The sequence below is a fragment of the Paenibacillus sp. P46E genome, assembly GCF_001909095.1.
GTDB lineage: Bacteria > Bacillota > Bacilli > Paenibacillales > Paenibacillaceae > Paenibacillus_AQ > Paenibacillus_AQ helianthi.
Genome location: NZ_LVYZ01000051.1, coordinates 61,507 through 71,999, shown reverse-complemented (window position 1 = coordinate 71,999; position 10,493 = coordinate 61,507). Strand labels below are relative to the sequence as shown.

Genomic DNA, 10,493 nt, shown 5'->3' with positions numbered 1-10,493 from the left:
CCTTAAATTTGTAGTTGCAAAATCTAGAATACAACTACCTTAAATACATGTCTAAACAAATATGTCTATATCTGCAATAAAGTGAGCGAACACTATGAAATTCTTTTTTATCCCAATCAAAGAATATCTTACTCATTGTATAAAGAACGTATGTTTGGTTATAATACAAACAAACGTTCTTATTTTATCGGAGGCGATCACATGAAAATGAGCATCGGCCAAACCATCGAGATTATCTATCTGGACAAATTAGGCAAGATTACGCAGCGAAAAATCGAAGTGAACGGCATCCGTGACGGACGTATCCGGGCCACTTGTCTGACCACCGGCGCGCCGCGCGTATTTTTAACTGCCAGCATACTTTCCTGGAGGCTGGTAGTAGAGAAGCAGCATGCTTGATGATACCCCGCGTAAGCTGCTACGGATCATATCTCAGTTCCGTTATCATTTCAGACGGATGCCCAACATTAAGGAGCTGGGACGGTTGAGCGGGCGGCGGCCAGCGGAGATTACCAAGGCGTTTAAAGTCCTGGCCGCCGAAAACTACATAACATGGAAAGCGTCTAAGCCCATAGAGACAGCATCCATACTTGAAGGCTGGGAACGTAACGTGCCGTATGATACCTCACAGGAGCGGGGCGTGCAGAGCCGAATAGAGGGGAATAACATTGATTACTGGCTGTACCATTAAGGAGGGGTCAGAATGACTAAACTGGAGGGAAATGAGCGGTGGAAAACCAAAATGATTATGACAGAGCATGTTGAGCAGTACGAGGAGCAGCAACGCGAATCTGTAGATAAATTGATCACGATTGACGAGCGGACAATGGTACGCGACCTCATATTACTTCCTTACATAGATACAATGGTTAGCAAAAGCCTGAAGGAGATCGAGAACTCCGGCAATATCCTCAAACGCGCCTATTTGATGGCCGGTCAAACTATTCAGCGCCGCATCATGCAGGATACCTATCAGTTGCAAAAAGAGCTGAAGCAGCGGAATATCCGGGTACTGGCTGATGAACAAGAGGAATTCTTGGTTTATCATAAAATCTTATGCCGTGGATACCAGGAGCGGTTTGGGATGACCCGGGATGTAATGCGGACGGAGATAAGCTTGAGGTTGACCAAGTATACAGCCGAGCTGGGAACGATATTGAAAGAGCAACTTAAATAAATAATGCCCCGTCAGTGATTATACTGGCGGGGCATTTTGTTAAATCAGCATCAAGATTTACGTTGATCTAAACCTAAGGCTTCTTTCAGCCCATTCTGCAGAATCTGTGAAAAATTTAAGCCGGCTTCATCTGCTGCTTCTCGGAGCCACTTTGGCATAGTACAGTTTTTTGATACTGATTTATTCGCGGCTTCATCTCGGAATGGTGGCATATAGACATCAATAAATACAATCTTATCGTTCGGATCTTCAAGCTGAATTTGATCAGGAGTGGAAGGAGGGGGTGCATTCTCCCCTTTGTCCTCAATGTCCAGCAGGAGGTTAATCAGCATGTCCTTAGCGTCTCTGATTGCAGTATAAATATCTGGCGCCATAATAGCGGTGCCTGGGAAGTCCGGGAAGTACAAGCCAAATCCGCCATCCTCACCTTGTTCAGCAACTACAGGATAAATATAGCGGGGCACTAGAATTGCCAATTTGCTCACGCTCCTTTATTTTGTGAAGGGAGATAAGGGAAAACTCCGGGGCTAAAACTCAACCCCGGAAGTTCGTTCTATGCTCTTGAGCGTTCCTTTCGGAATCACTTGGCCTTGAGCGTGGATGCTCACATCAGCGTATCGCGTTGGGTCTTTAGGGTGTATGTATCGTTGATGGCTTCCGCGTCCGCCGTGATTAGGTGATGGAATGAATCCGGCATCCTTCAAGGCTTTAAGCATTTCCCTTACTGTAACTTGTTTTCCCACTGCCTCCCTCCCTTCTGATACCATTATAACACGCATAATAATGCGCGTCAATTATATAATGCGCATTATTATGCGTGTTCAGCAGGGGCCTGTCAGTATATTATACTGGCGGGTTTTCTTCATTATCTTCATAAACAAGTAATTGACTTATATCGCATTCAAAATATGCACATAGTTTGTCTAAGAGATCCCGAGGGAAGTGTTTTGATTCATCGTTATACATCTGCCGGACGGTTTCGAACCGGTAGTCTGTATCCTTTGCAACTTGCCTAATCGACTTGCCCTTATCGTCGGCGAGTTTTTTTAGGTTCGATCTGACTTTCTTCATATAACCACCTCAGGACAAGCATACAATGACTCGAAAAGTGTGTCAATTAGTTATTGACACTAAAATAGAGTCATGATATATTGAATGCATCAAACGACACTAATTAAGTGTCAGACAATACCGGCGGGCATACGCGGGAGGGATAAGGGATGCTAAGCAATATGACAGTAAGTGATTCCGAAAAGAAAATGGTCGAGGCAATGCGGACGACTGGCATTACACCACACAACATGGTTCAAATGGCTCGATCACATGCAATCAAGATCAAGTGCTTGGACCTCAGTAGTTACGACAAGATTATCGAGTCTTTAGAGAAGCAATAACACGGGGCTACGGCCCCACTACTATAAGGAGGGATAAAGGATGGATATAGAAATGAAAGAGTCTTCTGTGCTGGACCGTTTCTTTTCAGACTGGGAATCGGAAACTGTTCAGTGGTATTGGTGGATAAAGACTATTTATCATAAAAATTACAAGGGATTTAAAGAGGAAATTCGTCCTCAGATCGGAAAAACAGTCGCCAACCTTATAGTCTCTAGAAATCTTCTTCCGCGCGCGGGATGTGGAAAGAGTATTCAAGAAATGGTCGAGGAAGACATGGAAAACAGAAAGGCCAAGTTGGTTGCTAAAATCAAAGATAAAGTAGGGGAGATAATACAGCTCGATTTGTATTGCGGGGAGGATGGCACGCCGAACGGTACAGTCACTGGCACAGAGGGGGCTGTGAGAATAACTACTATTGTTGCTGGAGGTTACAACATCCAATGTGCTCATTATCGCGTACTGGTCAAATAAAGGGGCTACGGCCCCTCTAAAGGAGAGTGAACGGAAATGAAAATTAATGTATTTGAAAATGGTAGCAAAAGTAAACTGATAGCTATGATTGTCGAGGATACTGGTAACGAGCGTGAGTTAGTGCGTACGGAAAAAGGCAGGGATGATCTGCTGAACAAAATCGATGACATGGGATTGTCGTACATTACAGTAGAGTTCAAGTAGTAAAGCAGGGCTGAGGGGCTGCAACCCCTGTTAAGGAGGATGGTATGAAAATTGATCCTGACTTTGTACTTAAATTGTTACGGGAATCAGACGGATCTCATTATGTAACTGCAATAGGAATTATAAGGAATGAAATTCAAGTGGATCAGTCACCTTTTGCGAAATTGAGAAACGTAAAGATTGTCTTGGATGCACTGGATACACTACACAATGAAATTGTACAACCACCGCCTGATGAACGCTGAGAGCGTCTTGGACCGGCTGCGGAGCTGGTCGAAACCTACCGGAGTATATTTGCCGGGATGGTCGCGGTATCCGCCATAAGAGGACAGCGCGCGTCCTCACATGTATAGGAGTGATAAAGTATGTTGTATGCCCATGAACGGATGGCTGAATTATGGACGATCAGCAAACAACGTCCGTTGAAGAATTCCGAAAAACTTGAAATGGAGATATGCCAGCAAGCAAATGTAATGTATTGCTGGGATTGGGCAAGGATTAAGCAATTATCTTTGATGGCTGCAGCAACCAAAGACGTCCAATTGCAACATGAAATATGCACTCAATTAGAGGAGCTGCAGTTAACTGGAAAGGTATCAAAACGTACTTGAAGTAGTGCCGCCTGATAGACCTATTTCGTAGTAAATAAGTAGTATACGCTGTACCTGGGACGGTTATATAATTAATCTATTGAATGAAAAATATGTCAGGCGGTGTATCAATTGTATCACTCCATAATCTATATAGTTCTTGGGATTTTTGATGCTTTTGCGATGTTGTTAATGATTCTTAAGTTGTTTATGCTTCCAGTCTATGAATACCGAAATAAAATACTGATTTTCGTTTTTATTGTCGCCATATTTTCTTATTTCATGAGAGTTGTTTTTGAGATGGCAGCTTTTGACCTGCCGATTCAATATGTATTATTCGTAATATTCTTAAGAGTGTTTGTGAAAATTAAGCTGCATATAGCGTCCTTCATTGCAGGTGCAGGAATAAGTGCGTATGCGACACTACAGGTATGTTTGTACTATATTTTTGACTGGACGAATGTTGTGGATGTTGGCATCTTAAGAGAAAACTCTGGAATGTATCTATACATGCTTCAAATTACAGCTATTGTAGTAGCCTATCTGTTAACTTATTTACTTTTCAGACAGAGCAAAGGATTTACTTTTATTCTTGTTCCTCCACATGACTTTTTTGCTTCTGAGAACTATCTTTCTCGCAGGAATGTAGTTTTGATTTTTTCAAGCATCATCTCACTAATTACGATATCAATTACTATTCTATTGCTGTATTCCGGGAAACCGCTAAACATATTGTTGGCATCAATTGTTTCACTCGCGATTTCAGCTTACTTCTCGAATTGGAGTGATAAAGATGATATTAGAAAAGCTATCACGGCGTATCGCAATCGCAATAAAAACGGCTGATCCAGAAGGGCCAGGATCTATAGGAGTATTGGAATATAGCATTGGGATGAAATTGAATCTATATTCCGGCATCGCTCTAACAATGTTGTTTGGTCTTATCTTTAATGTGTTTATTCAGGCACTCATTGCTTTGGTGGCTCTTATAGTGTTAAGAAGATTTTCTGGAGGATTTCATCTTCCCATATCTCTCTGTTCTTTAGTTACTGCAATATTATCCACTCTGGCAGCGGGAATAACGCTTAATCATCTATTTATTCATATGTTTACGGCATTATCCCTTGTCGCTATGATGTTATTTGCCCCAATCTCCTTTGAAGGTGATGATGCCGATGCTTTTCATCCATTAGCGAAGACTATATCAATAGTATTGATAGCGTCAAATTTTGTGTTTCAAAGTTCTACTCTGGCTATGATGTTTATTTTTCAGTCTACATTTATTCTTCCAATATACTCCACGAAAGGAGGTGAAATAGAATGAAACGGTCTACTGCACGTGTTTTAGGGAATATCTTGGTGAAGTCAGCAGTCGCTGGTATCAATAAGTCCATTATTGGGGCTATGACGGTACCAAAAGAACTCAAAAAAGGCGTATAACACTAATGATCTCATTATCAAGGAAAATTGTTGGTGTACGAGTTGCGGGCAATGGACCAATAAATGACTTCTTTTATGAAGTAGACATTATGAACATTGAGATGTGGAGGCCGAAAAGTAACTACAACGTTCCAATTTTCTATACTACTAAGGGGAACTTCACAGTCCTAACTACATTGGAATCATGTGTAGATGCTTTTCCGGCCTTCTATTCATTAGATGGTTCTAACCTTGTAAATGTAAAGAATATAAATCGGATAGATACCGGTAATTTTGGTGGAGTCGCTTACTTCAGAGATTCCAATATCCACACTGGTGTTAATATAAAAAATGTTTCGACATGGGATCGTATTGTCGATGTATCTGATGCAGCAAATATTGATGATAGATTGATATTTGTTAATAAAATTTCATCTACTGGAAAAACAGAAAGAGGAGAATTAATATTTGCAAAGGATGCGTTTTATTTCGACACCTGGGAACCAAAGCGTAATTACAAGGTGCCCAGGATTTACACCGGTCATGGAGAATACTCCGTGGGATTGACTCTGCAATCTTGCAAAGATGCTTTTCCACATCTTTATCCAGCCCATAACGGAAGCTTAGTGAATATCGATTTAATCGAAGCAATAGATAAGGATTTATACGGATACACTATTCGCTATAAAAACAGTGATTACTCATCTGTAATTGCGAGGGATAAGGCGAAATATTTAAAAGAATTTTTAGGATTACAATGAGACCTCTCGTCATTAACGAGAGGTCTTTACATATTAAGTAATGAAAGTCAAGAAAAATCGGTACTAGGTAACTAGAGGGAAAATATGACTATATTCGACATCTAAGATGGTTCGGCAATGCTATAATAAGGGTGTAGGACGATTGTAGAAGGAGGATTGTGAATCATCAACACATGAATCGGTACCTATATGTACTCAAATGCTCCAAGGGGGCGCGGTATTATCCGCAACCTACTTCAATACCCATTCGTACAGTTCTTCCATATGAATATCTAATATTTTGGAGATTATATACATAGCGTCAACACTCATCGGCTTATCTCCAGAACAATAAAACGATACCATACGGGGACTATACCCCGATCTGCGTGCAACTTCTGCTTGTGAAGTTCCGCGTAAGTCGATCCAATATTGAAGCAAGCATCTCCCCCGGGAGACTTTAACCACGGACATAATCTCCTAACGGGTATGGGGGTGATAAGATCCTATCTTTATGATTATAACATGATAGACAATTACGGAGAACAGGAGCAAGGGTTCGCCCTGGCAGACGAACCCTAAGAAAAAAGCTTAATTTAAATTTCATATTTAATGTAACATATTTCAGCATAATTGATAACGGGATTTAAATTCCAAATACCTGTTGACATCATTATTTTTTGCATATACAACTCTTAAAGGGGAATACATTGATGAATCACGATCATACAATATTATATAATAATCCAGTGGATGAGAAATACTTGGAATTCAAAGTAAAGATCACACTAGCAGTGATGGATGTTCCTTTGCCCACCAAAGTCAAAATAATCACTCCAAATAAAGTATATCTTTTGAGTATGAAATAATATTTGTTTAAGATTTGTTATGAAGAATAACCACTTTTATATGAGTGGTTATTTTTTATTTGAAAAATCCCGTCCCCAATCCGTCCCCAAATCATTTTTCTAACGAATTCAGAGTGCGGTGGTAACAGGAAGCAAAAAGAAAAAACTCCTTATAAAATAAGGAGTTTTGAAGAGTGATGCAGTATAGGACGGATGGGGTTCGAACCCATGACCCCTACCCTGTCAAGATAGTGCTCTCCCGCTGAGCTACCGTCCTGCAACGAAATTTATAATACCACAGGATGTAAGGTGAAGGCAATGTTTTTTTCGGGAACGGTTCCCCGGACGGGAGAGGAGCTATGGAATGCCCATGATGCGGTGCCGGTTTCTTCTATTAATAGAGTCTGAATTCTATTCCCTTCCGCAGCTTGATTGATGGCAATCGGTTGCTGGAGGTTTTTTGTCTCGTTCTCCTGCTCCCTCCCGAATAGTGGAATCACTGCCGTCAACATGATAATCTTGAATCAAACGAAGAGAAAAGGAGTAAAGAATTTGCCAGAGCCCAATGAACAAAAGAATAAAACTTCCTCCGGACTAAAATGGCTGGGAGGCGGGGCAGCCATGCTGCTCCTGAAAGGAAAGGCGATACTGTCACTTTTAAAGCTGGGAAAAATCGCCGGTCCGCTGATATCCATGATGGTTTCCGTAGGGGCTTATGCACTGATCTATCCTTGGCAATTCGCCATCGGATTTGTCCTGTTGCTGTTTGTCCATGAGCTCGGACACGTAATCGCTGCCAAGAGGATTGGTCTGCCGGTGAGTACTCCGTTGTTCATCCCTTTTCTGGGGGCTTTAATCACCATGAAAAAACAGCCGCTTGACGCGAAAATGGAGGCTTATGTAGCCTTTGGCGGTCCGCTTTTGGGTAGCGCAGGAGCGGCAGTTGTTTTTGCATTCGCCTATTATTATCACAGTCCGCTGTTGTATTCGCTGGCCTATATCGGATTTCTCCTCAACCTTCTGAATTTGCTGCCGATCCATCCGCTGGATGGAGGGCGTATTGCGACTGCGGTCACGCGCTGGCTCTGGCTGGTGGGGCTGATTGGCGGTTTGGGTGTCATTCTGTACCTGAAGTCGATCCTGTTCCTGATTATCTGGGTGCTGTTTGCCTATGATTTGTACAAGAAATATATCAGCCGGCGCAAAAACAGTCAGGTGAGAACGGTTCTGTTCAGATTCCTGATTCCTGTAGAGCATTTGCGGCAACAAGGGTATCTGATTCCTGGACCCGAACACAAACGGGACTTGCCGTTTACTACCTACAGTGATCTGGAGCGCCAGCAATATCTCGGCATCCGGTACGAAAGCCTGGATTATTACGGAACCGCCAGACTTCCTGTACAGTGCATCATTGAGAAGGTCAAACTGACCGGACTTGACCAGGTGACGGCAGAGAACGGACTGCACTTGAATGCCCAATGTGAGGTCCAATATACGGTGTTTGAGAACGATAAATATTATGAGGTGCCGGCCAGCTCGCGCTGGAAATTCGGTGCAGCCTATTTTGCACTTGCAGGATGTATCGGCTTCCTGATGTACCTGGTACACGTAGTGGGGAATGTAAATCTGTGATCCCCCGTTTAACAGCACTCCAAACCGTCAAAGCTGTAAAAAGCTTAAGGATAGGAGGAGTATGCTTATGAGCAGAAGATTACTGGTGAATGCCGCAGTCTGTTTGCTTGTGCTTATGGGAATGGCGGGATGTGCGGTTCGGGATGAGGCGCCCGGAGTGGTGGAACTCCACCGGATGTCTGACCTGGAAGGGCCGCTTAACCCGGCCGACAACAGGCTGTCCCCGGTACTGGAGGATGTATATAGCCGTTCAATCCCGGAAGATGTCTATTCCACGCAATAGCGGCGTCTTGAAGGCCTGCTTTCTTGCTCTGTACAGAGAAATGGAATTTCTGTATAATGGGTCAACTATCATTTTGACCTATGGAGAGGAGACCCAAAAGACAATGGCAGCAGAAATTGTACATGTAACTACAGATGAACAACTCCAAATGGGGCTGGAGATCCGTAAAAAGGTATTTGTGGAAGAACAGAAGGTTCCAGTGGAAGAGGAACTTGATGAATATGATGTAGTGGGGGACAACGCCCATCATATGCTTCTTGTGGATGAGGGGGTTCCGGTAGCAACTGGAAGACTGATCTATTATAAAGCCGGAGCGGCCAAAATGCAGCGGATAGCCGTCCATAAAGCTTACCGCAGCAAGGGGTACGGCAGGGTGCTTTTACTGGCGCTGGAAGAGCTGGCCCGGGAGATCGGTCTTGAAACCTCCATTCTGGACGCCCAGTGCCATGCAGAAGAGTTTTATGTGAAGCTGGGTTACAAAGTAATCTCCCAGGAGCCCTTCTATGATGCCGGTATCCTGCATGTACGGATGGAAAAGGCGCTGTAAACGGGGCAAGTGCGTACATATTATGTTGCTTCGGAGGACACGCTAAGGTGAGTCTGACCATGGACAATCCAAATGCGAAGGAGCAGATTCCAAATGAGCAGTACACGTGAACGGTTTATTGCGGCTCAGCGTAACGGTGACGGAGATTTGACCAGCTTCCAGACCTCTTCAGGGCGGGTGCTGGATTATCAGCAGGCGTTGCAGGAGGTCCAGGCAGGCGCTATTGCCGGAGTGAATGTGTTCAAAGGTAAAGATGGCGAGATGTATATCCGCGGGGATGCGGACGGCGATCCCACCAATAATCTGGATCAGCTTCCGCAGTTTTAAGGCGGTATAGATAGGAAAGACCGGACAGGCGTACATTGACGCTACTGTCCGGCCTTTTTTTGTATGTCAAACTTTATTAAAGACTATAGATCCTGTGCTGTTCCAAAAACTCCATTTCTCCCGTCTGGCCTTCAAAGCCCGGTTTCTCATCGCTGTAATGCATCAGCAGAATGAGTTTCCCTACTTCCTCCGGCAAGGACATCAGCTCTTTGAGGGTAGTGTGGACCTGCCCATGTCCGCGAAGCTGGCAATCATGAAGAATTCTTGCGATCCCGCGCTCACGGACAAGGCTGAGCAGAAGCTCAGGCTGAAAGGTCAGATCCGCACTGTAAAAAACCTTCTCATTCAGCAGTAGTGAATAGCTGTCCTTTCCGGGGATATGCGGTGTGCGGATCAGCTCCACGGTTAGTGAGGGCGCCAAAGGATAGGAGATACCCGCTTCCAGCGGTTTGATATCAAAAATATCGGATAGGGACCGGTTGCCCTCCTCATGAAGTGTATGAAGTAAAGGGTGCCGCCATAACGGTTCTATCAGGGTCTCTGCCAGCAGCAGTGTCATTTTGCCGCCGTGTGGTTCCCGGTTTATGGTATGGGCCAGATTTTCCAATCCGCCGATATGATCGCCATGAATATGAGTAATCAGTGTTTCGTTCACCTCACGGAAAGATTTCCCCAGTGCCTTCATAGCCTTGGGTGCAGTCACTCCACAGTCGATCAGCAGTGTATATCCATTAACCTGAAGCAACGCGTTGTTATTATAGTATTTTGTGGAAAAAGCATCTCCTGTGCCCAGCATTTGCAAGTCGATTGTCATGATGAAATACCCTCCTGGAATTCATGGCCGAATCTATTTATTCTAT

Annotated in this window: 19 protein-coding genes and 1 tRNA gene; 14 read left to right on the top strand and 6 right to left on the bottom strand. The window is 43.7% G+C overall.

Going from position 1 to position 10,493, the window contains the following annotated elements; all coding sequences use genetic code 11:
• Positions 1-201 precede the first annotated feature (201 nt).
• The 3 genes from A3849_RS19600 to A3849_RS19590 are packed head-to-tail and all read left to right on the top strand — an operon-like array spanning position 202 to position 1,177.
• Positions 202-399, top strand: coding sequence for a hypothetical protein (locus A3849_RS19600; RefSeq protein ID WP_074112942.1), 198 nt, complete (start codon positions 202-204; stop codon positions 397-399).
• Complete coding sequence (locus tag A3849_RS19595; RefSeq protein WP_074112941.1) at positions 392-691, top strand: hypothetical protein; 300 nt, start codon at positions 392-394, stop codon at positions 689-691. The genes A3849_RS19600 and A3849_RS19595 overlap by 8 nt, the downstream gene beginning before the upstream one ends.
• A 12-nt stretch (positions 692-703) precedes the next feature.
• Complete coding sequence (locus A3849_RS19590) at positions 704-1,177, top strand: YhjD family protein (protein WP_074112940.1); 474 nt, start codon at positions 704-706, stop codon at positions 1,175-1,177.
• A gap of 50 nt (positions 1,178-1,227) precedes the next feature.
• On the opposite strand, the gene A3849_RS19585 is transcribed toward A3849_RS19590, so the two are convergent.
• From A3849_RS19585 to A3849_RS19575, 3 genes are all read right to left on the bottom strand, one after another.
• Positions 1,228-1,653, bottom strand: coding sequence for a type II toxin-antitoxin system HicB family antitoxin (locus A3849_RS19585; RefSeq protein WP_256700825.1), 426 nt, complete (start codon positions 1,651-1,653; stop codon positions 1,228-1,230).
• A 51-nt stretch (positions 1,654-1,704) separates the two neighbouring features.
• Positions 1,705-1,893, bottom strand: a complete 189-nt coding sequence (locus tag A3849_RS19580) for a type II toxin-antitoxin system HicA family toxin (protein ID WP_256700826.1) — start codon at positions 1,891-1,893, stop codon at positions 1,705-1,707.
• Positions 1,894-2,020: 127 nt separating this feature from the next.
• Positions 2,021-2,248: a helix-turn-helix domain-containing protein gene (locus tag A3849_RS19575; protein ID WP_074112938.1), complete on the bottom strand. Its 228-nt coding sequence runs from the start codon at positions 2,246-2,248 to the stop codon at positions 2,021-2,023.
• 363 nt (positions 2,249-2,611) lie between these two features.
• Between A3849_RS19575 and A3849_RS19570 the strand changes: the two genes are divergently transcribed.
• From A3849_RS19570 to A3849_RS19545, 7 genes are all read left to right on the top strand, one after another.
• A complete protein-coding gene (locus A3849_RS19570; RefSeq protein WP_074112937.1) occupies positions 2,612-3,043 on the top strand; it encodes a hypothetical protein in 432 nt (143 codons plus the stop codon).
• Positions 3,044-3,079: 36 nt separating this feature from the next.
• Positions 3,080-3,247, top strand: a complete 168-nt coding sequence (locus tag A3849_RS32990) for a hypothetical protein (protein WP_178382749.1) — start codon at positions 3,080-3,082, stop codon at positions 3,245-3,247.
• Positions 3,248-3,291: 44 nt separating this feature from the next.
• Complete coding sequence (locus A3849_RS19565; protein WP_074112936.1) at positions 3,292-3,492, top strand: hypothetical protein; 201 nt, start codon at positions 3,292-3,294, stop codon at positions 3,490-3,492.
• A 120-nt stretch (positions 3,493-3,612) separates the two neighbouring features.
• Positions 3,613-3,858: a DUF7667 family protein gene (locus tag A3849_RS19560; RefSeq protein ID WP_074112935.1), complete on the top strand. Its 246-nt coding sequence runs from the start codon at positions 3,613-3,615 to the stop codon at positions 3,856-3,858.
• Positions 3,859-3,969: 111 nt separating this feature from the next.
• Positions 3,970-4,683 (top strand): hypothetical protein, encoded by a 714-nt coding sequence (locus A3849_RS19555; RefSeq protein WP_083613597.1) that lies wholly within the window; start codon positions 3,970-3,972, stop codon positions 4,681-4,683.
• A complete protein-coding gene (locus A3849_RS19550) occupies positions 4,631-5,161 on the top strand; it encodes an accessory gene regulator B family protein (protein ID WP_083613596.1) in 531 nt (176 codons plus the stop codon). Before A3849_RS19555 ends, A3849_RS19550 begins: the two co-directional genes overlap by 53 nt.
• A gap of 121 nt (positions 5,162-5,282) precedes the next feature.
• Positions 5,283-6,017 (top strand): LytTR family transcriptional regulator DNA-binding domain-containing protein, encoded by a 735-nt coding sequence (locus A3849_RS19545; RefSeq protein WP_074112933.1) that lies wholly within the window; start codon positions 5,283-5,285, stop codon positions 6,015-6,017.
• Between the two features lie 231 nt (positions 6,018-6,248).
• On the opposite strand, the gene A3849_RS19540 is transcribed toward A3849_RS19545, so the two are convergent.
• Together A3849_RS19540 and A3849_RS19535 are read right to left on the bottom strand one after the other, a co-directional pair.
• The gene (locus A3849_RS19540) at positions 6,249-6,470 is read right to left on the bottom strand and encodes a helix-turn-helix domain-containing protein (RefSeq protein ID WP_083613595.1); all 222 of its coding nucleotides are present in this window, start codon (positions 6,468-6,470) and stop codon (positions 6,249-6,251) included.
• Between the two features lie 579 nt (positions 6,471-7,049).
• Positions 7,050-7,121 (bottom strand) — tRNA-Val (locus A3849_RS19535).
• A gap of 233 nt (positions 7,122-7,354) precedes the next feature.
• Here A3849_RS19535 and A3849_RS19530 point away from each other — a divergent pair.
• The 4 genes from A3849_RS19530 (at position 7,355) to A3849_RS19515 (ending at position 9,633) form a co-directional block, all read left to right on the top strand.
• Positions 7,355-8,476 (top strand): site-2 protease family protein, encoded by a 1,122-nt coding sequence (locus A3849_RS19530; protein WP_074112931.1) that lies wholly within the window; start codon positions 7,355-7,357, stop codon positions 8,474-8,476.
• Positions 8,477-8,543: 67 nt separating this feature from the next.
• Positions 8,544-8,759 (top strand): hypothetical protein, encoded by a 216-nt coding sequence (locus A3849_RS19525; protein WP_074112930.1) that lies wholly within the window; start codon positions 8,544-8,546, stop codon positions 8,757-8,759.
• Positions 8,760-8,862: 103 nt separating this feature from the next.
• Positions 8,863-9,306 (top strand): GNAT family N-acetyltransferase, encoded by a 444-nt coding sequence (locus A3849_RS19520; protein ID WP_074112943.1) that lies wholly within the window; start codon positions 8,863-8,865, stop codon positions 9,304-9,306.
• Between the two features lie 93 nt (positions 9,307-9,399).
• Entirely contained in the window at positions 9,400-9,633 is a 234-nt protein-coding gene (locus tag A3849_RS19515) for a DUF3892 domain-containing protein (protein WP_074112929.1), read from the top strand.
• A 76-nt stretch (positions 9,634-9,709) separates the two neighbouring features.
• On the opposite strand, the gene A3849_RS19510 is transcribed toward A3849_RS19515, so the two are convergent.
• Positions 9,710-10,447, bottom strand: a complete 738-nt coding sequence (locus A3849_RS19510; protein WP_074112928.1) for an MBL fold metallo-hydrolase — start codon at positions 10,445-10,447, stop codon at positions 9,710-9,712.
• Positions 10,448-10,493: the final 46 nt, after the last annotated feature.